This is a genomic window from Kitasatospora sp. NPDC093550 (genome assembly GCF_044764985.1).
Lineage (GTDB): Bacteria > Actinomycetota > Actinomycetes > Streptomycetales > Streptomycetaceae > Kitasatospora.
This window is the reverse complement of the sequence record NZ_JBIWJF010000010.1, coordinates 246,838-270,229: the sequence shown is the minus strand read 5'-3', so window position 1 is coordinate 270,229 and position 23,392 is coordinate 246,838. Positions and strand designations below refer to the sequence as shown.

21 protein-coding genes and 2 pseudogenes are annotated in these 23,392 nt (G+C 72.3%); 8 read left to right on the top strand and 15 right to left on the bottom strand.

The window, feature by feature from the left end; translation table 11 throughout:
* Positions 1-202: 202 nt before the first annotated feature.
* Entirely contained in the window at positions 203-1,045 is an 843-nt protein-coding gene (locus ACIRD3_RS18945) for a helix-turn-helix transcriptional regulator (protein ID WP_402217655.1), read from the bottom strand.
* Between the two features lie 254 nt (positions 1,046-1,299).
* Here ACIRD3_RS18945 and ACIRD3_RS18940 point away from each other — a divergent pair, with 254 nt between their 5' ends.
* On the top strand, positions 1,300-2,232 hold the full coding sequence (locus tag ACIRD3_RS18940) for an oxidoreductase (protein ID WP_402217653.1): 933 nt from the start codon (positions 1,300-1,302) through the stop codon (positions 2,230-2,232).
* Between the two features lie 54 nt (positions 2,233-2,286).
* A complete protein-coding gene (locus tag ACIRD3_RS18935; RefSeq protein WP_402217650.1) occupies positions 2,287-3,267 on the top strand; it encodes an aldo/keto reductase in 981 nt (326 codons plus the stop codon).
* 68 nt (positions 3,268-3,335) lie between these two features.
* Here ACIRD3_RS18935 and ACIRD3_RS18930 read toward each other — a convergent pair whose 3' ends face one another.
* The gene (locus ACIRD3_RS18930; RefSeq protein WP_402217647.1) at positions 3,336-4,274 is read right to left on the bottom strand and encodes a LysR family transcriptional regulator; all 939 of its coding nucleotides are present in this window, start codon (positions 4,272-4,274) and stop codon (positions 3,336-3,338) included.
* Positions 4,275-4,358: 84 nt separating this feature from the next.
* Between ACIRD3_RS18930 and ACIRD3_RS18925 the strand changes: the two genes are divergently transcribed.
* Entirely contained in the window at positions 4,359-5,585 is a 1,227-nt protein-coding gene (locus ACIRD3_RS18925) for an amidohydrolase family protein (protein WP_402217644.1), read from the top strand.
* Between the two features lie 4 nt (positions 5,586-5,589).
* The gene (locus tag ACIRD3_RS18920) at positions 5,590-5,973 is read left to right on the top strand and encodes an amidohydrolase family protein (protein WP_402217642.1); all 384 of its coding nucleotides are present in this window, start codon (positions 5,590-5,592) and stop codon (positions 5,971-5,973) included.
* A gap of 42 nt (positions 5,974-6,015) precedes the next feature.
* Here ACIRD3_RS18920 and ACIRD3_RS18915 read toward each other — a convergent pair.
* The 4 genes and pseudogenes from ACIRD3_RS18915 to ACIRD3_RS18900 all read right to left on the bottom strand — a co-directional run.
* Positions 6,016-6,144, bottom strand: a pseudogene (locus tag ACIRD3_RS18915) (ATP-dependent DNA ligase); the annotation flags it as partial.
* A gap of 20 nt (positions 6,145-6,164) precedes the next feature.
* Positions 6,165-6,437, bottom strand: coding sequence for a hypothetical protein (locus ACIRD3_RS18910; RefSeq protein WP_402217640.1), 273 nt, complete (start codon positions 6,435-6,437; stop codon positions 6,165-6,167).
* A 131-nt stretch (positions 6,438-6,568) separates the two neighbouring features.
* Positions 6,569-8,632: a hypothetical protein gene (locus ACIRD3_RS18905; protein WP_402217638.1), complete on the bottom strand. Its 2,064-nt coding sequence runs from the start codon at positions 8,630-8,632 to the stop codon at positions 6,569-6,571.
* A complete protein-coding gene (locus tag ACIRD3_RS18900; protein WP_402217636.1) occupies positions 8,629-8,754 on the bottom strand; it encodes a hypothetical protein in 126 nt (41 codons plus the stop codon). The genes ACIRD3_RS18905 and ACIRD3_RS18900 overlap by 4 nt, the downstream gene beginning before the upstream one ends.
* 209 nt (positions 8,755-8,963) lie before the next feature.
* Here ACIRD3_RS18900 and ACIRD3_RS18895 point away from each other — a divergent pair, with 209 nt between their 5' ends.
* The gene (locus ACIRD3_RS18895) at positions 8,964-9,164 is read left to right on the top strand and encodes a hypothetical protein (RefSeq protein ID WP_402217634.1); all 201 of its coding nucleotides are present in this window, start codon (positions 8,964-8,966) and stop codon (positions 9,162-9,164) included.
* 406 nt (positions 9,165-9,570) lie between these two features.
* Here ACIRD3_RS18895 and ACIRD3_RS18890 read toward each other — a convergent pair whose 3' ends face one another.
* The 3 genes from ACIRD3_RS18890 to ACIRD3_RS18880 are packed head-to-tail and all read right to left on the bottom strand — an operon-like array spanning position 9,571 to position 11,943.
* Positions 9,571-10,527 carry a hypothetical protein gene (locus ACIRD3_RS18890; RefSeq protein WP_402217632.1) on the bottom strand — a complete coding sequence of 319 codons (957 nt, stop codon included), beginning with the start codon at positions 10,525-10,527 and terminating at the stop codon, positions 9,571-9,573.
* Entirely contained in the window at positions 10,511-11,053 is a 543-nt protein-coding gene (locus tag ACIRD3_RS18885) for a hypothetical protein (protein WP_402217630.1), read from the bottom strand. The genes ACIRD3_RS18890 and ACIRD3_RS18885 overlap by 17 nt, the downstream gene beginning before the upstream one ends.
* Positions 11,050-11,943, bottom strand: a complete 894-nt coding sequence (locus tag ACIRD3_RS18880) for a site-specific integrase (protein WP_402217628.1) — start codon at positions 11,941-11,943, stop codon at positions 11,050-11,052. Before ACIRD3_RS18880 ends, ACIRD3_RS18885 begins: the two co-directional genes overlap by 4 nt.
* 222 nt (positions 11,944-12,165) lie before the next feature.
* Between ACIRD3_RS18880 and ACIRD3_RS18875 the strand changes: the two are divergent.
* Positions 12,166-13,097, top strand: a pseudogene (locus ACIRD3_RS18875) (IS5 family transposase).
* A 715-nt stretch (positions 13,098-13,812) separates the two neighbouring features.
* On the opposite strand, the gene ACIRD3_RS18870 reads toward ACIRD3_RS18875, so the two are convergent.
* The 5 genes from ACIRD3_RS18870 to ACIRD3_RS18850 all read right to left on the bottom strand — a co-directional run bounded on the left by ACIRD3_RS18870 (position 13,813) and on the right by ACIRD3_RS18850 (position 20,274).
* The gene (locus ACIRD3_RS18870) at positions 13,813-15,153 is read right to left on the bottom strand and encodes a GH1 family beta-glucosidase (RefSeq protein ID WP_402217626.1); all 1,341 of its coding nucleotides are present in this window, start codon (positions 15,151-15,153) and stop codon (positions 13,813-13,815) included.
* A 187-nt stretch (positions 15,154-15,340) separates the two neighbouring features.
* Entirely contained in the window at positions 15,341-15,712 is a 372-nt protein-coding gene (locus ACIRD3_RS18865; RefSeq protein WP_402217624.1) for a hypothetical protein, read from the bottom strand.
* A gap of 336 nt (positions 15,713-16,048) precedes the next feature.
* Complete coding sequence (locus ACIRD3_RS18860) at positions 16,049-16,702, bottom strand: fasciclin domain-containing protein (RefSeq protein ID WP_402217622.1); 654 nt, start codon at positions 16,700-16,702, stop codon at positions 16,049-16,051.
* Between the two features lie 89 nt (positions 16,703-16,791).
* On the bottom strand, positions 16,792-18,489 hold the full coding sequence (locus tag ACIRD3_RS18855; RefSeq protein WP_402217620.1) for a molybdopterin-dependent oxidoreductase: 1,698 nt from the start codon (positions 18,487-18,489) through the stop codon (positions 16,792-16,794).
* Positions 18,490-18,780: 291 nt separating this feature from the next.
* Positions 18,781-20,274, bottom strand: coding sequence for an SDR family oxidoreductase (locus ACIRD3_RS18850; protein ID WP_402217617.1), 1,494 nt, complete (start codon positions 20,272-20,274; stop codon positions 18,781-18,783).
* A 349-nt stretch (positions 20,275-20,623) separates the two neighbouring features.
* Between ACIRD3_RS18850 and ACIRD3_RS18845 the strand changes: the two genes are divergently transcribed.
* Together ACIRD3_RS18845 and ACIRD3_RS18840 are read left to right on the top strand one after the other, a co-directional pair.
* Positions 20,624-21,208 carry a sigma-70 family RNA polymerase sigma factor gene (locus ACIRD3_RS18845; RefSeq protein WP_402217615.1) on the top strand — a complete coding sequence of 195 codons (585 nt, stop codon included), beginning with the start codon at positions 20,624-20,626 and terminating at the stop codon, positions 21,206-21,208.
* Complete coding sequence (locus ACIRD3_RS18840) at positions 21,205-21,954, top strand: anti-sigma factor domain-containing protein (protein WP_402217612.1); 750 nt, start codon at positions 21,205-21,207, stop codon at positions 21,952-21,954. Before ACIRD3_RS18845 ends, ACIRD3_RS18840 begins: the two co-directional genes overlap by 4 nt.
* A 195-nt stretch (positions 21,955-22,149) precedes the next feature.
* Here ACIRD3_RS18840 and ACIRD3_RS18835 read toward each other — a convergent pair whose 3' ends face one another.
* Positions 22,150-23,391 carry an NAD(P)/FAD-dependent oxidoreductase gene (locus ACIRD3_RS18835; RefSeq protein ID WP_402217609.1) on the bottom strand — a complete coding sequence of 414 codons (1,242 nt, stop codon included), beginning with the start codon at positions 23,389-23,391 and terminating at the stop codon, positions 22,150-22,152.
* Position 23,392: the final 1 nt, after the last annotated feature.

Below are 23,392 nucleotides of genomic sequence, written 5' to 3'. Positions count from 1 at the left end.
CAGCATGTCTCAGAGACATCAGGGCACGTCGCCGCCTGGCGCTGGGGACGTGACTGACCTCTGACGTCCAGCCCGACGTGACGTTGCAGCGATAGCTGGCCACTTTGACCGCCGGTTGGCCAGTGACGTGGTGCGAGCGGTCCACCGGGGGGTGCAGGCTCTGCCCGCCGTGCGTTGAGTGGGCTGGGTGGGGCGGGTGGTGTCAGGTGGTGAAGGTCTGGTGGCCGAGGACGCGGAGGAACTCCAGGCGTTCGGCGGCGTCGGTGCCGGGCTGGGGTCTATAGAGGAAGAGGCGGTTGCCGGTGGTGGGGCTGAGGACGACGTCGCATTGCAGATCGAGGCGGCCGACGTGCGCGTGGAGGAGGGTCTTGCGGGCGGAGCGGACGGTGGCGACCTCGCCCAGTTCCCAGATCGTGGAGAACTCCTTGCTGCGTTCGAGCAGGTCGTTGACGAGTTGCTCGCCTGCCGGGTGGGGGCCGTGGCGGAAGACGGCGGCGCGTAGGTCCGCCACGATGACGCGGCCGAGCGCCTCGTGGTCTTCATCGGGATAGAGCCGGCGGCCTTCGGGGTGGGTGAACCAGAGCCAGGCGCCGTTGCCTTCCCGGCCCGGGCGGTTGGCCAGCGGCCCCAGGAGGGCGACGGCTGCGGCGTTCTGCACGATCACCGTGCCGAGCTCGTCGACAATCTGCGCGGGGGTGTCGGTGAGGGCGTCGACGATGTGCATCAGCCCGGGGTCGGCGTAGCCGTCGGTGGCGTGGTGCTGTGGGGGCTGGTAGCCGGCGACGGCGTAGAGGTGGTCGCGTTCGTCGGTGGACAGGCGCAGGGCTCGGGCAAGTGAGCCGATCAGAGCTTCGGAGGGGTTGACTCCGCGCGCCTGTTCGAGGCGTTCGTAGTAGTCGGTGGAGATGTTCGCCAGCATGGCCACTTCCTCACGGCGCAGGCCGGGGGTGCGGCGCCGTCCGCCGGGGATGAGGCCGACGTCGGCGGGGCGCAGGGCCTCGCGGCGGGCCCGCAGGAAGCGGCCCAGCTCTCTGTGGTCGGTCATGATCGGTGCTCCCTGGCGGTACGGCGGGCGCTGCGGAGCGGGTCGGGGCGGTCTCGCAGGCGTTGACAGGACCAGCATGGTTCCTCAGCACCCGGTTATCCACGCACTGCCAGACCGGTGATGAACACACCGTGGATAGCTCCTCTCGCCTGCCGCAGGCTGAAGACAGCCGCCGGGAGATCTCCTCTCGGGCCGGCGTTTTCGCACGTAGACGGCGTTTGCTGCCGTCGAGCACTGCTGAGGAGCCTCATCCCATGGCCAAGTGGACCAGCGCCCGCATCCCCGACCAGAAGGGCCGCACGGCCGTCGTGACCGGGGCCAACAGCGGCCTGGGGTTCGAGACGGCCCGCGAGTTGGCCCGTCACGGGGCCCACGTCGTGATGACCGCCCGTGACCGTACCCGCGGTGACGCCGCCGTGGCGCGGCTCGTGGCCGAGCAGCCGAGGGCGAGCGTCGAGCTGCGCCTGCTGGACCTGTCCGACCTGGACTCGGTGGCCGCCTTCGCACAGAAGCTGCTGGACGACGGCCTGCCGGTGGACGTCCTGGTGAACAACGCGGGCGTCATGTGGCCCCCGCACCGGCTCACACGGCAGGGCTACGAGCTGCAGTTCGCCACCAACCACCTCGGCCACTTCGCACTCACCGGCCTCCTTCTGGACCGGTTGGAGACGTCCGCCGCCCAGGGCCGTGACGCCCGCGTGGTGACGGTCAGCTCCGTCGAGCACCGCGGCGGCACCATCTTCTTCGACGACCTGCACGGCGAACGCGACTACGCCCCGCGCGCCTACTACTCCCAGTCCAAGCTCGCCAACACCCTGTTCGGCCTGGAACTCGACCGGCGCCTGCGTGCGGCGGGATCAACCGTGGCCAGCGTCCTGGCGCATCCGGGCTATGCCAGTACCAACCTGCAGTCCAGCGGCCCGACCGGCTTCCTGCGGTTCTTCTTCTCCAAGATCGCCAATCCGCTGATGGCCCAGCCCGTCGAGAAGGGAGCCTGGAACCAGCTCTACGCGGCCACCGCCCCCGGTCTGAAGGGCGGCCAGTTCATCGGCCCGGACGGCCTGGGCGAGTACCGGGGCCACCCCACCGTCGTCCGGCCGGACAAGGCTGCCCAGGACCTGGGGGTCGCCCGACGCCTGTGGTCGGTCTCGGAGCAGCTCACCCGGGTTCGGTACCCCTTCCACTGACCACCGGTGGGCGCTACCGCGCCCATCGACGATGACATCCGAAAGGCGAAACAGATGACCACGGACAAGCGAGTCCTCGGCCGCCAGGGCCTGATCACCTCGGCCCTGGGGCTGGGCACGATGGGGATGACGATGTTCTACGGCCCCAGCGACCGTGAAGAGAACATCGCCACCATCCGCCGCGCACACGACCTCGGGGTGACCCTGTTCGACACCGCCGAGGTCTACGGCGGTGGCACCGGATCGAACGAGCTGCTGCTCGGTGAGGCCGTCAAGGGCTTCCGCGACGAGGTGGTGCTGGCCACCAAGTTCGGCTACGACCTCGCCAACCCCGGCGGTCTCAACAGCCGGCCGGACAACATCCGCAAGGTCGCCGACAACAGCCTGCGCTACCTCGGCACCGATCACATCGACGTCCTCTACCAGCACCGCGTCGACCCGGACGTGCCGATCGAGGAGGTCGCCGGGACGGTGAAGGAGCTGATCGAGGCGGGCAAGGTCCGCTACTTGGGTCTGTCCGAGGCCGGACCCGAGACCATCCGCCGCGCCCACGCCGTGCAGCCGGTCTCGGTCCTGCAGACCGAGTACTCCGTCTTCGAGCGGCACGTCGAGGACACCGTCCTGCCGGTCGTGCGTGAGCTCGGGATCGGGTTCGTGCCCTATGCCCCGCTGGGACGCGGCTTCCTCACCGGAGCGATGAAGCCGGCCGACCAGTACAGCACGGACGACTGGCGCCGACTCGACCCGCGCTGGCAGGGCGAGAACTTCCACGCCAACGCCCAAGCCGTCGCAGCCCTCACCGAGCTTGCCTCGTCCAAGGGCATCACCACCGCCCAGCTCGCCCTTGCCTGGCTGCTCGCGCAGGGCGACGACATCGTGCCCATCCCCGGCACGCGCAGCCCCGAGCGCCTGGCGGAGAACCTCGGCGCCACCGGCGTCACGCTCACCGGCCACGACCTCGCCCGGATCAAGGAGATCCTGCCGAACGGCGCCTTCGGCGACCGCTACGCAGCCCCCTTCATGCCCAAGGGTTGACACCAGCCGTGGCCTGACAGCCGCGGCCGGGCGCCGCGTCCACGCGCGGCGCCCGGCGTCCGGGGGCTTCAGCCGGCTGGCCTGCCGAACAGGGGCTCTTCCGCTTCGAGCCGGCGGGCACTTTCGTGGATGAGGGTGCGGAACCAGCGGTGGCCGGTGTCATGGGTGTGGACAGGGTCCCACCACAGGGCCTCGTTGATCGGCCCGGCGTCGAAGGGGCAAGGGAGCACGCGCAGGGTCGGCGGGAGGGGTCCGGCGGTGGTCAGACGTCGCTGGATGACGGCGACGCGGTCGGTGCCGGCGACGTACAGGGGCAGGGCCAGGAAGCTGTCGGTGACGGCTTCAGGCTTGAGCTGGAGGCCGCTTTCGGCGAGGCGGTGCAGCATGAAGCGGGAGTCGCGCGGCTCGAACTGCCCCAGCACCCACCGCAGTCCACCAATGTTGTCCGCACCGGGCACGGCGCGGGTGAGTGGGTGGTGCTGGTCGGCGATGACGACCCATTCGTCGGCGAAGAGCGCCAGGCTCGGCAGTCCGCTCACGCCGCTGTCCCGGGGCGCGATCAGCCCGTCCACCGCGCAGGCGCCCGCTTCCCTATACATGGCTTCTGGGGTGCCGAACTGGCGGAACCGCAGCCGGGCATGCGGTGCCCGCTCCTGGAAGGCAGTCAGGAGCCGCGGGCCGAGGACGGCCATGGCGTAGTCGGAGACGTGGAGGGTGAACTCCCGCTCGGTGGTGGCGGGGTCGAAGTGGGCCTTGGTGCTGAAGAGCCGGTCGGAGAGCTGCAGGACGCTGCCGGTCTGCTCCTGCAGCTGTTGCGCGAGCGGGGTGAGGCGGTAGCGGTTGCCCTCGCGTACGAGCAGGTCATCCCCGAAATGTCGGCGCAGGCGCGCCAGCATGGCGCTGGCCGCCGGCTGGCTGACGCCGATCCGCTCGGCCGCGCGGCTGACGTGCCGTTCTTCGAGCAGTGCCTGCAGGGCGACGAGCAGGTTGAGATCAGGACGAGCCACCCTCGAAGGTTATCAACCTGGGTGATAAATCCATATGGATCATTGATTTCCTTTATGACTGATCCGGCAGGAAGACTCGGTGGCATGAACCAGTACGAACCGAGCCTCGCGCTCACCAACGCCCTGCTGATCGACGGCACCGGCGGACCCGTGATCGACGGAGCGACCGTCGTCGTCTCCGGCAGCCGGATCGCCGCCGCCGGGACCGACGTACTGGTCTCTCCCCACGCGAGGGTGGTCGACCTGGCGGGCAAGGCGCTCCTCCCGGGGCTGATCGACGCCCATGTCCACCTGGGGGGACTGGGCTTCCGCAGCACGCCGCCGTTCGGCGGCCGGGCCGCCACCGACGACTACGCCGCCGCCCGCGAGGGCGCCTTGCGGTACGGGGTCACCACCCAGCGCAGCCTTGGCGACTTCCTCCACGACAGCATCGCCGTGCGGGACGGCATCGAGAGCGGCACCCTGGCCGGGGCGCGCGTCGTGACCAGCGGGCCGAGCTTCCAGGTCGAGGGCGGCCACCCCAACGCCACCGTCTGGGGCAGCGAGCCGGCAGCCGTACGGGAAGGCGCCCGCATGCCGAAGTCCGCCGAAGAAGCGGAGCGCATGGTCGGGGAGCTCGCCGCCACGGGCGTCGACCTCGTCAAGATCATCATCTCGAACAACGCGATATTCGGCCCGGCCCGGCCCGAGCTGAAGATGCCCTGGCACCTCACCGACGCCATCGTCGATGCCGCCCACGCCCACGGGCTTCGGGTCGCCGCCCACACCGAGACCGTCGAGGACGCCAGGGCCGCGGTCGAGCGCGGCGTCGACGACATCGAGCACCTGGTGCTGCGCGCGCAGGAACCGCAGGACGAGGCCGCTGCCGAGGAGCTGTTCGCCCTCATGGCCGACCGCGGCACCTACCTCGTGCCCACCATGGTGGCCCACCAGTTCGAGGCGAGCGCGGACGGCGACGCCCGCACCCTGCGCTACGGCAACCACCTCATCCGCCGCGCGTACGAGGCCGGCGTGCGGCTCGGGGTCGGCTCGGACGCGCACTCCCCGGGGCTGCACGGCTGGAAGCTGCGCGATGAGCTGGTGATGATGGTCCACGACCAGGGCATCCCGGCCCCGGCGGCGCTGTCCATGGCGACGAGGACCAATGCCGAGCTGCTCGGCATCGCCGACCGCCTGGGCACCGTCGAGCCGGGCAAGTTCGCCGACCTGCTGATCGTCTCCGGCAATCCGGCTCAGGACATCACGGCCATCGGCCACATCCACCAGGTGATCCGCGACGGCCGGGTCGTCTTCAAGGGCGCGGGGGCGTGAGCGCGTGACGAAGATCGACGTCCATCACCACTTCCTGCCCGACTTCTACCGCCAGGCACTGATCGACAACGGGCACTCGCGCCCCGACGGCATCTGGGGCATCCCCGACTGGGACGAGACCTCCGCCCTTCGGATGCTCGACGAAGCCGGGATCACCAAGGCGTACCTGTCCGTCTCTTCGCCCGGAGTCCACTTCGGCGACGCGGCCGCGGCCCGCGCTCTGGCCCGGCGGGTCAACGAGGAGGCCGCGCGGCTCGCGCGCGCCCACCCGGGCCGGTTCGCCTTCTTCGCCTCGACGCCCCTGCCCGACATCCACGGAGCCCTGACGGAGATCGCGTACGCCTTCGACGAGTTCGGCGCCGACGGCGTGCTCTTCGAGACCAACTGAGGCGGCCTGCCGGATCTCGGGGAAGGCACCGGTCAGGTCGGCGCCACGGCGCGAGCGCAACACCACCACATCGCCATCGTGGGTTTCGAGTTGGCATCGGTAGCCGTCCCATTTCGGTTCGGCCGCGTGCCGCGCGGGCAACTCGGGGTCGCTCACGGCCGCGGTCAGCATCGGCTCCGGCAAGGACCATCTCACCACCGAGTCGTCCCCGGCCGGATGGGGACGATGGTGGCGGAGCGTGCGGCCATCTGCTCCCGCAGGGCGGCGTTCTCGGTCAGCAGCGTCGCGATCACGGTGGCCGCCGCGTCGACCTGGCCCTGGAGCGCGCGGCGCTCCTCGGCGCCCATACGCACTCTGCGCCGCAGATCGGTGACCTCCTCGTCCCGGCGGCGCTGGTGAACGGCTGCCGGGCTGCTGCTCGCGCGGGCATCCCACTCGGCGAGGACGGCGGTGGCCCGGTTCATCGTGGCCCTGCTGACGGCGGCCTCGCGTCAGAGGTTGTTCTTCGTCAGGTTGCCGTCGGTGCGCTCGGGCCGGCCCGCGAAGAGCCGCTCCATCGCCTCTCGCAGGGCATGCTCGGTCCGGTGGGTGACGGTCACCGCTCTGTCCTCCTGATCACGACGTCGACCTCGTGGAGCTGGGCGTCCAGGTGGGCCCGCCGCCCTGGGGCGATGCCGGGGGCGTCGCGCAGACGGGTAAGGGAGGCGTGCTCGGCCTTCCAGATCGGCAGGTGTTCCGGGGCGATGACGCTGTTGGCGCACCGGGAGGGCTGGCAGCGGTCGATCAGCGGGCCGCGGTGACCGTCGGGGACGATGGCGTCCTCGATGCACTTGGCGCCGGTGGGGTCGTCGTCGTTCATGGTGCAGTGGTTCAGCTTGCCGAAGCGCACCGAGATCCGGGTGCGGCGCAGGAGGTCGTGTTCGACGCGGGCGTCGCCGCGCTGGGCGGCCGCGGTGGAGCGGAGCTGGTCGGCCTGGTGGCGCACGGCCGCGAAGGCCTGGCGCATGCGGTCGGCGCCGGGGCCGTAGCCGATGGTCTCGCCCCGGGTGTCGGCGTCGAAGAGGTCTTTGAGGCGTTGGAAGCGGCGTTCGGCGATCGCGTGGGTGAGGTGGCGGGCCCACTTGGGGTCGTGGTCCATGTAGGCCTGGGTGGTGCGGTTGGCCAGGGCCCGGGCGGCGACGTGCTTGAGCTGCATGCCGACCGCGATCTCGGATCCGGGGTGGTCCCGGGTGAGCATGGCCATGGTCCGGCGGAACATGTGCGGGGTGACGTGTTCGTCCGGGATCTCGGGCAGGCCGGTGATGTGCCGGAGTTCGTTGACGTGCAGGCGGAAGCGCGTGGGGACGTGGCCGCTGAGGAAGCCTTCGGTCTCGTGGCGAGGCGAGCCGAAGGCGAGGTGCCGGTGCCGGGACAGCTGGGAGGCGACGTCGATGGCCTGGGCGACCGGTTCGGTGATCCACCAGTGCTTGACCGGCAGGTCCGGGTCGAGCTTCTCCTTGACTGACTTCACCGCCGGGCTGCCGAAGTGCTCGACCACCGCGCCCCTGGTGATCTCCCGGATCTCGCAGTCGCGCATCATCGACAGCGCGGCAGTGAACAGGTAGCACGCGTCCCGCAGGGCGACGGCCTCCCAGCGCAGGGTGCGGGGTGTGAGGCCCTGGTGCCACGGGCCGGTGCCGCCGCCTGGCCGGTGGACGATGGCCGTCTCGGCCAGGAGGCCGAATTGGGTACGGCCGGCGGCGACGAGTCTCTCGACCGCCGCCCTGCGGGCCCTGCCCGGCGCGCTGCCGGGCGAGAACGCGTGAGCCCGGCGCACGGAGAGGCCGGCCATGTAGCCGAGCAGGCTCCAGTAGACGGAACCGTCGGGATGCAGCGGGACCCGGCTGGCGGGATCGGCCAGCCAGGCGTGGATGAGCCGGTCGGCCTCCTCCATCGGCACCGGGCGGGCCTGGTCCCGCAGGCGCCGCCACAGCGCGGAGGCCCGCAGGATGTCCGGCGCGAACACGTCGATGTAGGTCCAGGCCGCCTTCACCAGCGGGAACCATGTCTCGGGGCTGATCACCGGGGTGCGCAACGGGACGACAACGGGGACCTTCGCCACGGCGTTGGGGCTCTTGCCGGGCCAGGGGTCGCGCGGGAGCCCTCCGCAGGCCAGCGCGCCGCGCAGCCGGTGCAGGGCCTTGATGACGTGGATGTGGCCGAGCACGCTCAGGGCGTCGCCGCTGTCGCAGCGGTGGTCGACGTAGTCCTGGAAGTCCTGGTCGGCCCACTGGGCGGGATGCTGCGGAAGGGCGCGGTCGGCGGCGAACACGGCGAGGGCCCGCAGGTGGCCGATGCGCCCGACGACGGTCAGCGGCGAGTGCGGGGTGGGCTTGAGGTGGATGCGGCGTTCCAGCAGGTTCGGGTGCCGGGGGTTGAACCAGATCATGGCCAGCTCCCGGGCCAGCAGGTTCCACTCACCGTCCAGGCCCCGCAGCAGCACCCGCATCGCGGCCCCGGGACGGTTCGGGGCCTTGCGCAGGACGCCGTTGAAGTCCCAGCAGGCGCGGTCGCCGAAGCGCGGCGAGACGGCACCGGGCAGCAGCGGGTTCGACTGGATGACCGGCTCGTCGTCCCGGAAGATCGACAGGCCGTCGGGCAGGGGCAGGATCGTGGTCACGCGTCGAACTCCACGTGGGCGGCCAGCGGCAGCTGCAGGACCAGGTCCTGTTCGGCGATCTGCTGACGGGCGAGCGCGATCTCCGCGTCGGTGCGGGCCCCGATCGCCTCGGCGACGTTCACCCGGCTCTGGCCCCACAGCGCGTGGAAGTGAGGCGGAGACAGGCGCAGGCGCAGGCGCAGGCGTTCCAGGTGGTCGGTGAACAGCAGCAGCTGGGGCAGGTTGGAGGGCAGGACGAAGGCGTTGCGGCACTCCAGGCAGCGCGACCGGGCAGAGCTGGCCGGGGCGGCCGTAGGGGGAGTCGAGCGGGTTCCTGCAGCTGGAGACGCCCATGTCGAGCTGGCCGGCCCGTAGCTCCTCGACCTGCTCGACCGTCAGACCCAGCGCCTCGGCCGCCCCGTCCTGGCTGAGGGACTTCTCCGCCTTCGGCGAGAGTACGACCGGTCCGTCCAGGGCCTGGCGCAGCCAGTGCTTCTGGGCGGAGGTGATGACGTTGCCGGCGATCACCCGCAGGGTGGTGCCGTGCGCGTAGTGCCGGCGAAAGGTCTCCACCGAGTGGTCGTCGGCGATGTCGCTGACTCGGCCCTTGAACGCGATGGCCTTCTCGACCTTCGTCGACTTCCTCAGGCGCCGGATGTCCGGCGTGCCGTCGACCGTGATGCCGTGCTGGTCGAGCCAGTCGCTGAACGAGGCGCCGCGTCGGCGGTTCATACGGGAGACGAACAGCGTCCGGCCGTGCGTGGAAGCCCGCAGGAAGAGCGGGACCGGGGCGATCGCAGCCCGCTCGGCGAGCGGGCGGTTCAGCTCCAGCATCAACAGGGCGATCCGTCCGGCGTCCATCCGCACCGCGCCGGGGTGCAGCACGGGCTCCGGCGGGGCGGGCGCCGTGCTGAACGCCTGGCGTGTGCGGGCGTGGGCCCGGTTCTTCCCGACGTCGATCAGGACACTGCGGGTCCGAACTCGACGTCGTCCTCGGTCAGGTTGATGACCTCGTCGGGGGCGCGGCCGGTGGCGGCCATGAGCGCGATCCGGAACGGCTGGAGGTCGGGCGGGGTGAGGAACAGCTGACGGATCAGGTAACGGCAGACGCTCGTGATGCCCGCGCTCGCGGGGAAGCCCGCCCCCAGGACCGGGTCACGCAGCGAGGCCGGCATCTTCTGCCAGCGTGGTAGACGCGCGCTGATCTGCTCGACCGACCAGGCGTCGTTGACGACGGCCCACAACAGGTTCGGGATGCTCGTCCAGCCGCCGTCGGCCGGATCGGCGCCGGTGGCCGCGAGCGCCCGACCGGCCCTGATCCGGGCGGCGATCGCCAGGCAGTCCGCCCAGGCCGCGTTCACCATCTTCTTCTTGTCGGCGCGGGTGAACTCGTCCAGTTCCTGGTCCTGGCCCCGGCGGATCCCGAGGTCGCCGGCGACCCAGCCGTGCAGCCTGGGCGCGACCGGACGGCCCGGGTGCTGCATGCGGCGGCCCACCAGGATCCGGACCCGCCCGGCCAGCCAGGCCGGAATCCGCGATCCGGTCGTGTGCCGGGCGGGCAGCAGGCGGATCCACTCGGTCACCGCGTGGTGTAGGTTCGGGTCCTCGTGGGCCAGCGACGCGGCGTGGGCGGTCGGCAGCGTCTCGTCGACGTGCCGGCAGAAGTCCACGATCGCCTGCCGGTAGTGCCGGCACGTACCGGCGCTGTGCCCGGCCGCGGCCGCCAGCTCCACCCACTCGTCCGCCAGCTCGGCGGCCAGTCCCGAACAGCGGAACCAGCCCGGATCGACGGTCGCCGAGGCCGGCTGCCTGTTCGACTCCAGCGCCGTGACCACCCTGGGGCCGATCCGGGCCGGCTCCGGGGTCCGGCTCCTGGGAACCTTGTCGATCTCGGTGTACTCACCCCTGCGCGGCATGCGCGTACTCCTCCAGGCCAAGGACGTGACGGGCGATCGTGATGTAGGAGGCGCCGCCGGCCGCGGTCCACTCGCGGAAGGCGTCGTCGACCTCCCGCATCGGGTCCTTCAGATAGCGGACGTACCGGTAGGTGGTGGCCGGCGTCGCGTGGCCGAGCCGGTGCTGAACGATCAGCAGCGGGTTGCCGGTCATGTGGTCCAGCAGCGTGGCCATCGGCAGCTGCTGGTCGGCGGCGTCGTTCAGGGCCTGCCGGGTGAGGAAGATCAGCAGCCGTAGCGCGAAGGTGTGCCGCCAGTCGTGGAAGACCCAGCAGCGGCGCGGCATCACCGGCGCCCGCTCGTGCCCGGCCCAGGCCTTCATCCGCTCCCAGGCCTGCCAGCGGACCCGGTCCCACCCGGAGGGGGTGAGCATCAGAGCGCCCCGGCCGACAAACAGCGCCAGCGGGTCCAGGCCTCCGCCGGTCTCCCGCACGGTGATCCGCCGCAGGTCCGGCGGCATGTCCTTGACCGTGCGCACGACGGTCACGCCGTCGAGCACCCCGCGGACCCGGGCGCCGTCCGCCTCCTGCGGCGCCGCAGACTCCGCTGGGCGGCGGCCACGATCTCCGGCCGCTCGATCATCAGGTAGGGGCCGAGGAGCTCCATCGCCCCGGCCGGGACGTACACCGAGCGCGGACGCCGGCCCTTCGCGCACCGCGCCAAGTCGACATCCCAGGTCACCGGACGGCGGCCCGACTCCAGGCCGAGTTCGGGCAGCAGCAGCGTCGACCACTCCTGGATCCGCATGCCGGTCATCAGGGCCAGTTCACAGGCCGCGCGGTTGCGGTGCGGCCGGCAGCCCCGGAACGAGGCGTCCAGCCCGGCGTCCGGCCCAAGGCCCCCGAACCCGACGTCCCGGCAGAAGAGATACTGCTCCAGCTCCATGTGCCGGACCCGGACGTCCTGCGCGATCCCACTGTCCAGCGACATGCTGCCCCGCACCGGCCGCCAGGGCTTCGAGGCCACGTAGCCGACGTCGACCAGGTAGTCGTAGAGCCGTCCGATCGCCGCCGAGTCCCGGTCCCAGGTCGAGTCCCCGACAGTGTGCAGGCCCTCCGTGCGGCGCCAGGACTCGAAATCCCTGATGTCGTACTCGGTCGCGGTCCGCAGGTCCTCCTGCCGCTTGAGCAGGAAGTTGATCAACAGGAGGACGGTGTGCGCATAGGCCTTCATGGACTTCGGGTCCATGCGCTCCATGGCGAGCGTCCGGAACCACGACGACACCGGCTCCACCGGGCGCATCGACCGGTCCAGCAGGATCGGTGTCCCTGAATCAACTCGGCGGCGGTCGAACAGCTCCCGTACGCGCTCGTGCCCGAGCCCCGCGACGTCCCCTACCTTCAGGGCCCTTCGCTGGTCGGCGAAGAAGAGGTACAACCGGCCTCCGAGTGTTCACCCCCACCCAGATGACCAGCAGCTTCACGGACTAACGCCGCATCAGCAAGCAACCCGCATGAGACACATTTTCGTGTCTGGAGAACCGCCGATCTTTGCATCACCCAGGCCCACGAACTCCGTCGAGCGACTGCTATCGGAAGGGCCCTGGGGCGTTTCCGGGTGGCCGTGTGACCATCACCGGTCGTGGCCGTTGGTCCGGGCATGGGGCGGGGTGATCTGACGGATGCCGAGTGGGAACGGCTGCGACACTTCCTGCCGGCCAGCAACGGGCGTTGCGGTCGGTGGCGGGACCATCGGCAGGTGATCGACGGGATCTTGCATCGGGTTCGGACCGGTGTGCACTGGCGTGACCTGCCCGAGCGATTCGGGCCGTGGAAGACGGTCTACGAGCGCCACCGACGGTGGTCGGCCGACGGGACCTGGGACCGCCTGCTCCAGCGGGTCCAGGCGGAAGCGGACGCCGCTGGCGACATCGACTGGGACATCTCCGTCGACTCCACCATCGTGCGGGCACACCAGCACGCGGCCGGAGCCCGCACCGATCTGCCACCAGCCCTGGCCTCAAAGGGGGGTGGGTCAGCAGAGCACCAGGACGAGACACTGTGGAAGAGCCTCGTCGCCCGCCTGGAGGAGGCGGTGCGGGCGGCGAGGGCTTAGGCCGGTCGCGCGGAGGGTTCACCACCAAGGTCCACCTGAGTGCGGATGGCCGTTGCCGCCCGCTGTCCCTGGTTGTCACCCCTGGCCAGCGGGCGGACTGCACCCAGTTCGAGGCTGTGCTGGAGAAGATCCGCGTCCCCCGGACCGGAGCTGGCCGGCCTCGAATGAAGCCGACAAGCGTGGCCTGCGACAAGGCATACAGCAACGGGCCGTGTCGTGACTATCTGCGTAGGCGCGGCATTCGGCACACCATCCCGGAGAAGACCGACAACCAGGCTACCCGTCTGCGCAGGGGATCGCGCGGCGGGCGGCCGCCAGCCTTCAACGAGGAGCGGTAAAACAAGCGCAACACCATCGAACGGGCCATCAACAGACTCAAGCAGGCCCGAGCGGTCGCAACCCGATACGACAAACGCGGCTACATCTACCTCGGCACCATCACCGCAGCAACCTCGGTCATCTGGCTCCGGACGTGATCGACCGGACAAGCTCTAGCCAGTCATCCCTGGCCGGTTGCATGAGGATGACCCGGGCGGCAGCGCAGAGCAGAGTGGTTCCAGTGCTGCCGCTGGCTGATCGCACCCGGTCGGCGATCCGTCGAAGGGCCTCCGCAAGTCGGCAGCAGGCCTTCCGGCAAACTGCAGACATCTCAGGATCTCCACGGCGACGCCTCGGAAGCCCTTCCTCCGGCCGGCCAGAACCTCGACATATTCGGTGAAGCGTAGGAGGCCTTGGGGGTGCGGACCTGGGCGTCGAAGTCGACGCATTACGCAGTAGGCCGGACCAGGAAGACTTGGTCGACGCGCTGGCCCCGACGGCTGGCCCGGCAAAGGCGCTGCACGACGACGGATTCCCACCGGCTCGCTGACCTCTCGGCCGCTAACGAGAGGCCGGCGGGCCTTTGCCCGGTGCCCGCTACCGCGCGTGCGTGGCCCGGGTGGCCCATCGGGCTACTGCAAGGAGCCTCCTGGCACCGAGACCCTTCCGGCTGGACACGCGAGGTGAGGTCCTGAACTCGCAAGGCATCCCTGCGCAACGGCCCGCAGCTGAACTATTGGGGACGGGCTACGGACTCGTCGAACACCCTGTCCTCTGCCTGAGTCCGAGGCTCAGCTGCTGCGGGCCGAGCCGTCCGAATGGCCTCTCGGCTGTTGCCGGGCGGCCATCCACTCCGCAGCGACCCGCAGCCAACTACTCTGAGGGATAGACGCGGTGGGTGGCAATCAGGTCGCGGTACCAGGCGTACGAGGCCCTCGGGGTGCGCCGCTGCGTCGCGAAGTCGACGTGGACGAGGCCGAAGCGCTGGTGGTACCCCTCGGCCCATTCGAAGTTGTCGAGGAGGGACCAGGTGTAGTAGCCGCGGACGTCGACGCCCTCGGCGGCGGCGCGGGCGAGGGCGTCGAGGTGGGCGGCGAGGTAGTCGATGCGGGGCTGGTCGGGGTCGGTGGACTCGGTGACGGAGCAGCCGTTCTCGGTGATGGTGAGGGGTGGGAGGGCCTTGCCGTAGGTGTCGCGGAGGCCGAGGAGGAGCCGGTGGAGGGCGTCGGGGACGACGGGCCAGCCGAAGGCGGTGTGGGGGACGTCGGGGATGTCGACGAGGTCGAAGGGGAGGGCCGGGTCGGTGGGGGCGGCGACGCGGGTGGGGTTGTAGAAGTTGACGCCGAGGCCGTCGAGGCCGGGGGTGTGGATGAGGTCGAGGTCGTCGTCCCGCACGGCACCGTAGATGTCGTCGGGGACGCCGAGGGCGGAGAGGTCGGGGTAGTGGCCGAGAAGGACGGGGTCGGTGAACAGCCGGTTGTGCAGGGCGTCGTAGGCGGCGACGGCAGCTGCGTCGGCGGGTGAGGGCGAGGCCGGCTCGACCGGGGTGAGGTTGTTGGAGAGCATCACCTCCAGGCCGCGTTCGTGGAGCAGCGAGGCGGCCAACCCGTGGGCGAGGAGCTGGTGGTGGGCGGCCGGGAGGGCCTCGAACATCAGGGCGCGGCCGGGGGCGTGGGTGCCCAGGGCGTAGCCGAACACGGTGTGGACGAAGGGCTCGTTGAGGGTGATCCAGGCGGGAACGCGGTCGCCCAGGCGGTCGGCCACGACCGTCGCGTACTCGGCGAAGCGGTACGCGGTGTCGCGGTTGAGCCAGCCGCCCTCGTCCTCCAGCGCCTGCGGGAGGTCCCAGTGGAAGAGGGTGGGCAGCGGGGTGATGCCCGCCTCCAGCAAGCCGTCCACCAGGCGGTCGTAGAAGGCGAGGCCGGCGGGGTTGAGCGCCCCCGTGCCGGTGGGGAGCACGCGGGGCCAGGCGATCGAGAAGCGGTACCCGTCCAGGCCGAGCCCGCGCATCAGCTCGATGTCCTCGGCGAAGCGGTGGTAGTGGTCGCAGGCCTCCTCCCCCGTGTGCCCGTCCCGGACGGCGCCGGGGCGCGCGCAGAACGTGTCCCAGACGGACGGCCCGCGGCCGTCCTCCGCCACCGCCCCCTCGATCTGGTAGGCAGCGGTGGCGACACCCCAGCGGAACCCCGTCGGCAGGTCGAAACGGTCCGGCATGACAGCCTCCTGACGAGAATATGAGGAGTCCTCATGTTATCGGCGCCATGCCGGAACACCAGAGGGCCGCCGGCTGCCGGCGCGAGATCGCCGAGCGCCTGCCGGATCCCTCGTTCCACGCCTTCCAGGGACTTCGCCGGGCCTCCGTCCCCCTGACGGGCCGTCGTCCGAGCTCATGCTCGATCTGCTAGTCCGACTCGGCGTTCCCCTCCGCGGCGGCCTGCTCCTCGGCGGCGACGGCCTGCTCGTCCTCGACAGCCCGGCGCACCTTCGCGGAGTCCCCCGAGGCGAGGCCGTCCTTGATGTCCCGCTGGTCCGCGGCGATCCGGCGCTCGGTGTCGCGCTCCGCGGCGGTGTCCGGATCGGCCTCCCGCAGACGCTCCTCCGCCTGCTCGATCTGCCGGGCCAGATCGTCGTCCCCCGCGGCGGCCGGCTGGGCGTCGGCCACGGCGTACCGGGCCGTCAGGTCGCCGGCCAGGGCGGGCGTGGCCCACAGGGCCACAGCCGCGAAAGTCGACGCAGCGGCCACGGACAGCCTGGCGACGAGCATGCCGGTCATACGAGGTCTCCTTCGTTCGGGACGCGATGATCACGTCGCTCGCCCCCATCACGACCTGCGGCCGTCCGCGGTTCGACGACCGGATAGGACGAACATCACGTCGCCTCGGGTGAACCGAACAGCGCACGGCCCCGCACACGCTCCCACGCACCGCGCGTGGCTCTGCACCTACCTGACCAGCAGATGCAGTGAGGACGGTGACGCCGGCGGCCAGGCTTCATCAGCTGGTCCTCGGTCCTCTCCCCTGGGCTCGTGCCTGCTTCGGCTCGGAGTCTGGGAGGACCGCCGACGGCCCGAGGGGGGCGGGCCGTCGGCGGGGTGTTGCGGGGGGGCGGGTCAGGAGGCGGGCATCAGGACGGTGTCGACGATGTAGACGGTGGCGTTGGCGGTCTGCACGTTGCCGCACAGCACCTTCGCGTCGGTGTTGACGGTGAAGTCGGGCGTGGTGCCGGTGACGGTGAGGTTGTCGGTCTCCAGGGTCTTGTGGGCGCCGGTGAGCGCGGCCGGCGCGAGGCGCTGCGGGACGACGTGGTAGGTGAGGATCTTGGTGAGCTTGTCCTTGTCGGCGAGGACGGCGTCCAGGGTGGCCTTGGGGATCTTGTTGAAGGCGTCGTTGGTGGGCGCGAAGACGGTGACGTTCTGCGCGGAGTTGAGGGTGTCGACCAGGCCCGCCTGCTTGACCGCGGTCACCAGGGTGGACAGCAGGGGGTTGTTGGAGGCGGCGGTGGCGACCGGGTCCTTGGCCATGCCCGCGAAGGAGCCGGCGCCGTCCTTGGGCACGGCCGCGCAGGCCGTGCCGAACGGCTGGTCACCGCTCGTCGCCGCGCCGGAAGGCGTCGCGGTGCCGGTGGCCGCGGCCGGGGCGGCGGGGGCCTTGGACTCGGCCGACGTCGAGGAACCGCTGCTGCTGCAGGCTCCCAGGCTGACGGCGAGTGCGGTGGCGGTGAGCAGGGCGGCGACGGTGTTGCGGCGGCGGAGGGTGAGGGACATGGGACGGATCTCCTTGTGCGGTGGTGACGGCCCGCCCGGCGGGCGGACCGCGCCGGGCGCTGTGCCCGGCGGCGAGGGTGGATGGGGGCTCAGGTGACGGTGACGACGGTGCTGTGCCAGCCGGTGGCGCCCGCCGGGTAGGGGGCGGCGCGGTTCTCGGTCTGGACGGCGCCGGCGGCGTCGGTGGCGCGGACCTCGATGCGGTGGGTCCCGGGGGTGGCCCCGGCCCAGGTGTGGGTCCACTGCCGCCACAGGTCCGGTCCGCCGTCCGCGGCGAGCACGGCCTGCTGCCAGGGGCCGCCGTCGACGCGGACCTCGACGGCGGCGATGCCGCGGTGGGTCGCCCACGCGGTCCCGGCCACGGTCACGTCCCCGGCGGGCACCCGCGCGAACGGGGCGGGCACGTCGATCCGCGAGGCGGTGCGCACCGTGCCGGTGCGGTCCCAGCCCCGCCGGACCCAGTACGGGTCGTACCCGGCGAACGTCGTGACGTCCAGGTCGACGAGCCACTTGGTGGCGGAGGTGTAGCCGTGGAAACCGGGGACGACGCTGCGGCACGGGAAGCCGTGCGCGACGGGCAGGGCCTCGCCGTTCATCGCGACCGCCAGCAACGCCCGACGCCCGTCGAGGACGGATTCGAGCGGAGTGCCGATGGTCATGCCGTCCTGGGAGCGGCCGACGAGCTGGTCCGCAGCGGGACGGACGCCGGCGCGGCGCAGCAGGGCCGGAAGGGAGACGCCGAGCCAGCGGGTGGTGCCGACGTAGGGGCCGCCGACCTCGTTGGACACGCAGGTCAGCGTGTGGTCGAGCTCTTCCAGGGGTTCGCGCAGCAGGTCGTCGAAAGTGAGGAGCAGGGGGTGGTCGACCAGGCCGCGGATGCGGAGCGTCCAGCGCCTCGGGTCGATGCGGGGAAGGGTGAGCGCGGTGTCCACGCGGTAGAAGTCCGCGTTCGGGGTGACGAACGGCGACAGGCCGGGCACGTTCGGGTGGACCGCTGCGGGCAGTGGCGGCAGCGGCCGGGCGGCCGGGGGGATCCGCACCGCGGCCCGGGCGGCGCCGATGTCGTAGCGGGCGTCGGACAGCGCGCGGCCGCCGAAGCCGGCGAAGGCTCCGAGGGCGATCGCCCCACCGGTGGCGGCCAGGACGGCGCGCCGGCTGGAGCCCGGCGCCTCGTCGGCATGGTCCTCGTCCGCATGGTCCTCGTCGGCATGGTCCTCTTGGGCGTCTTCCTCGTGGGCGTGTTCCTCGTCTTCCCGGTCCTGCTCCGGTTCCTGACCGGGCGCGCCCGGAACCGTCGCCCGGTCGGTGGCGCGCAGCATGCGGGCCAGAGCGAGGACGGTGACGGCCCCCACCAGACCGGCGGCCAGGGCGGGCGCGACGTCCGCGGCACCCGCTGCGGGCCGGAAGAGGGCGGCCCAGGCGCCGATGAGGCCGAAGGCGGCGAAGACGGCCGCGCCGTACCCGGGGCGGCGGGCGGCCAGCAGGCCCGCGAGCGCGGCGAGCAGGGCCATCGTCAGGTAGATCCCGCCCAGCAGCACCGGCTTGTCGTCCGTGCCGAAGGTGCGGACGGCGTACTCCTTGAGCGGAGTCGGCGTCAGGTCGATGGCCGCTGAGCCGACCGCGATGACCGGCGCGCTGTCGGGTCCGGTGAAGGCGGCGACCAGTTCACCGGCACCGACCGCGACCGCCGCCGCGGCCCATCCGGTGGCGGTGGCCGTGCCGGCCCGAAGAATCCGCTCCAGGAGAGGGCCGGGCCGCTGCGGCAGCTGGTCTGCGTCGTTGGTCACACCCCGTATTCGGGATACGTCCGGCCCCGGATGGGTGGAAGTTTCGGCGGACGTGTCGACCCGCTCGAGCGGCGGCTCCCGAGGGCCGTGGCGCATCCGGCAGGGGCGTCGTCAGCCCGCACGGTGACGGCGAGACGTGTCCGGCGGTCGCGAGGCAGGTTCGCGGAACGGGGTGCCCCACACCGGCGGTCCGGGGTCCCGGTCGCGCAGTGGGTGCCGGGCCGCGGTCACGGCCGTGTCCGGCCGAAAGGCCGCCACGGGCGGGCGCGGGCGACCGAAGGGCCGGGCCGTTCAGTCGGCGCGCAGGGCACGTTCGGTGATGTTCCGGGCCATGCCCCCGAACACCACGGTGTGGAAGGGTGCGACGGCCCACCAGTAGGCGTGCCCGGCCAGGCCGTGCGGGTGGAACAGGGCGCGCTGCCGGTAGCAGGCTCCGCGCCGGCCGTCCGGTGTGACGGAGAGTTCGAGCCAGGCCAGGCCGGGCAGGCGCATCTCGGCACGCAGCCGGAGCAGCCGGCCGGGCTCGATCTCCTCGACGCGCCAGAAGTCGAGGGAGTCGCCGACCCGGAGACGGGCGGGGTCGCGGCGTCCCCGGCGCAGGCCCACGCCTCCGACGAGGCGGTCGAGCCAGCCGCGCAGGGCCCAGGCCAGCGGGAACGAGTACCAGCCGTTGTCGCCGCCGATGCCTTCGATCACCCGCCAGACGGCGGCCGGTGAGGCGGGCACGGTGCGTTGCCGGACGTCCTGGTAGAGGCTGCCGCCCGACCAGTCGGGGTCCGTGGGCAGCGGGTCGCTCGGGGCGCCGGGCAGGGAGGCGGAGGACCAGCGGGTGGCGACGTCGGCGTCCTTGATCCGGCGCAGGGCGAGGGTCACGGCTTGGTCGAAGCCGGTGAGTCCGTTCGCCGGGTCGGGGATCCACCCGGCGATGTCGTGCTCGCCGCAGACGACTTCGTGGCGCAGGGACTCGACGAGGGGGCGGGCGATGGAGTTCGGCACCGGGGTCACCAGGCCGACCCAGTGGCTGGAGAGCCCGGGGGTGAGGACCGGTACGGGGACGATGACGCGGCGGTGCAGTCCGGCCTGACGGGCGTAGTGCTGCATCATCTGCCGGTAGGTGAGGATGTCGGGGCCGCCGATGTCGAAGGGGCGGTTCACCTGGGGCGGCAGGCCGGCGGCGTCGGCGAGGTAGCGCAGGACGTCGCGGACGGCGATCGGCTGGATCCGGGTCGACACCCAGCGGGGGGTGACCATCGCGGGCAGGCGTTCGGTGAGGTACCGGAGCATCTCGAAGGAGGCACTGCCCGAGCCGATGATGACGGCGGCGCGCAGTTCGGCGGTCGGCACACCGCTGGAGCGCAGGAGGCGGCCGACCTCGGCGCGGGACCGCAGGTGGGGGGAGAGCTCGGCCTCGTCGACTCCGTCGGGGACGAGACCGCCCAGGTAGACGATCCGGGAGACGCCTGCGGCCGCTGCCGCGGCCCCGAAGGCCCGCGCGGCGTCCCGGTCGGTGGCCTCGAAGGAGGGACCCGTGCCGAGGGAGTGGACGAGGTAGTAGGCGACGTCGATCCCGTCGAACGCCCCGGCCAGGGTCGCGGGACGGCTCACGTCGCCCACGGCGACGTCGACGTCGGCCCGCCACGGCTGGTCCCGCAGTCGCCGGGGGTTGCGCACCAGGCAGCGCACGGAGTGCCCGCGAGCAAGCAGCTCGGGCACCAGGCGCCCGCCGATGTAGCCGGTCGCGCCGGTCACCAGACAGCGCTTCGGGTCGGTTCGCAACGTACTCATCTCGGCTCCTCGTCGCGCCAAGCCGTGCTGCTCCGTCCCTCGCCGAGGCTCCTGCCGGTGGCCGGAACAGCGGGATGCGGCCGGACCAGCGAGATGCGGCCGGAACAGCGGGACATGGCCGGAACAGCCAGATCAGGATCGCGCACAGCGTTCGGAGCCCGCGACCGGACGGATTGGCGCGGATGCCGGCCAATCCGCGTGTTCGGGTGCTCCGAAGGGAGGGTGTGATGTCCCAGCCGTCCGTCCGGCCGAGGCCGGGCTGCGGTGCTGCCACGACTACGGGGAGGCCCTCGATGTGTGCCGTCCGACGACCGGGCTGCTCGCCCGCCGGCTGCGAACGAGCGGGCGGATGAGCGCCGTCGTCCACCTGGCCGGCCCCGGGCGGCCGAGCCCGGATCTCAAGGAGCTCCTGGCCCGGGTGACGCGTGGCGACCAGGAGGCGTTCTCGGCGCTCTACGACGCGGTGGCCGGCCCGGTCCTGGGACTGGTGCGGCGGGTCCTGCGTGATCCGGCGCAGTCCGAGGAGGTCGTCCAGGAGGTCATGCTGGAGGTGTGGCGCACCGCCGCCCGCTACCGGGCCGAGCGCGGCGAGGTGATGCCGTGGGTGCTGACCATCGCCCACCGCCGCGCGGTGGACCGGGTGCGCTCCGCCCAGGCCGCGGCCGACCGTGACCAGCGCGTCGCGGAGGCCTCCCACACGCCGGCGTTCGACGAGGTCGCCGAACAGGTGGAGGGCAGGCTGGAACGCGAGCAGGTCCGCCGGTGCATGCGCATGCTCACCGAGCTGCAGCGGGAGGCATTGACACTCGCGTACTACCGCGGTTACACCTACCCCCAGGTCGCCGAGGTCCTCGGCGCACCGCTGGGCACGATCAAGACCCGCATGCGCGACGGACTCATCCGGTTGCGCGACTGCCTGGGGGTGGGAGCATGAGCACCGCCGACCTGCACACCCTGACCGGCGCCTACGCCGCACACGCACTCGACCCCGCCGAAAGCGCCGAGTTCGAACGCCACCTCGCCTCCTGCCCGGCCTGCGCCCTGGAGGTCACCGAGTTCGCCGCGACCCTGGCCCGGCTCGGGGCCGCGCAGGCCGTCGTGCCGCCCGAGGCCCTCAAAGCCCGGGTGATGGCCGCGCTGCCCGGCGTGCGCCAGGAAGGGCCGCGGATCGCCCCCGCACCGGGTCGGGGATCGCGGTCCGGACGGGGGGCGGGCGGATGGACGAAGTTCGCCCTGGCCGCGTGCCTGGCGATCGCCGCAGGTGCCGGCGGCATCGCCGTGCAGCAGCACCAGGACGCCGACCGGGCTCGCGCCCGGGCGGCCTCGGTGCAGTCACAGGCGGACCGGCTGGCGGTCCTGCTGACGGCACCCGACGCGCGCACGGCCACCGGCACCGCGGCGAGCGGGACCGGTGTGGGGACGGTGGTGTGGTCCCGCGACCGCGGCCAGGCCGCTTTCCTCGCCTCGGGCATGCCCGCCCCGGCCGCGGGGACCACGTACCAGCTGTGGTTCGACGACTCCGGGTCGATGCGATCCGCAGGACTGCTCCCGAGCGGGGAGGGCGGGGTGCTGCTGTCCGGGCCGCTGGACGGGGCGACGGGGGTGGGCGTGACCCTGGAGCCCGCCGGGGGCTCCGAGCACCCGAGCTCGGCTCCGGTCATGCTCCTGTCGTTCACCTGAGAACCGGTGGCGTTCCGGCCGGCCCCCGACGGCCGGAACGCCACCGCCCTGCTGCGGGATCCGCGGCACCCCCATGCGCTGTCGCCGGTCCTGCGCACCGGATCGCGGTCCGCCGGGGAGCCGGGGAGCCGGGGCGGCCGGGCACCGGGGCTGCCGGGCATCGGAGCACCGGCCGCTCATCCCCATGAGCGGGCGTCACCGTCCCGGCCCGGCCAGGTCGGCCAGCACCTCCCGGGCCGCCCGGGCGCCCGAGGCGAGCGCCCCCTGCACCGAGCCGGTGGCCCGGTGGTCCCCGCACACGTAGCGGGCCGGCGCGAACCGGGTGGTCCGGCTGAGCAGGAGCGGAGCCGGCCCGGCCGGCAGGGCCTCGGCGATCCGGTACTCCGCCAGCTGCTCCCAGGACGAGGTGTCCGCCCCGTACAGCTCACCGGCCCGGACCCGGGCCGCCCGCTCGTCCGCGTCCGTCCCCAGGACCGAGGTCGACACCAGGGCCCGCCCGTCGGGTGAGCAGCCGGGAACGACCTCGGAGAGCACCACCGTGTTCAGCACCTGCCGGTCCGTGTCCACGACCAGCGTCGGCTCGGGCAACGGGCTGACCGGCGCCGCGTGGTAGAAGGTCGTCACCGCCCGCGCCGCCGGCACCTCCAGGCCCGGCAGCAGCCGGGCGGCCTGCGCCATCCCCGTCGCCACGACGACCGCGCGGGTCCGCAGCACCGGACCGTCCGCGAGCGCCACCCCGTCGGCCGTCACCCGTTCCGCCCGGGTGCCGAACAGCAGGCGGGCCGCCGGCAGTCCGGCCGCCAACCGGCGCGGCACGGCCCCGATGCCGTCCTCCGGCAGGCACAGGCTCCCGCGCAGCATGCTGCGCCACACCAGGTGGAACAGCCGGCTGGAGGTCTCCAGGCCCGCCTCCAGGAACACCCCGGCCAGGAACGGGCCGAGCACCGTGTCGACGGTGCGCTGCGAGAGCCCGGCCCGGCCCAGCGCTCGGGCGGTGTCGGTCTCGGGCAGCCGCTTGAGCAGGGCGGCGGGCAGCACCGCGTCTCCCGCTCCCAGCAGGCCCAGTGCGGCCAGGTCCCGCAGCGGCAGCAGCCGGCCGGGCAGCAGGTCGCCGGCCTGGCCCGGGCGCCTGGTCGGGTCGACCAGGCGGCGTGCGCCCCGGGCGTCGGCCAGCAGGAACCCGGGGGTGAAGGGGCGCAGCCCCAGGGCGCCCAGCTCCAGTCGGCGCCTGACCTGGGGGTAGGCGGTGTTGAAGACCTGGAAGCCCCGGTCGAGCCGGAAGCCCCGGACCACGTCGGTGCGCATCCGTCCGCCCACCTCGTCGGCGGCCTCCACGACCAGGACGTCCCGTCCGGCGGCGGTCAGGTCGAGCGCGCAGGCCAAGCCGGCCAGGCCCGCCCCGACCACCACGATCTCCGCCGCTTCCCTCGCCGGCATG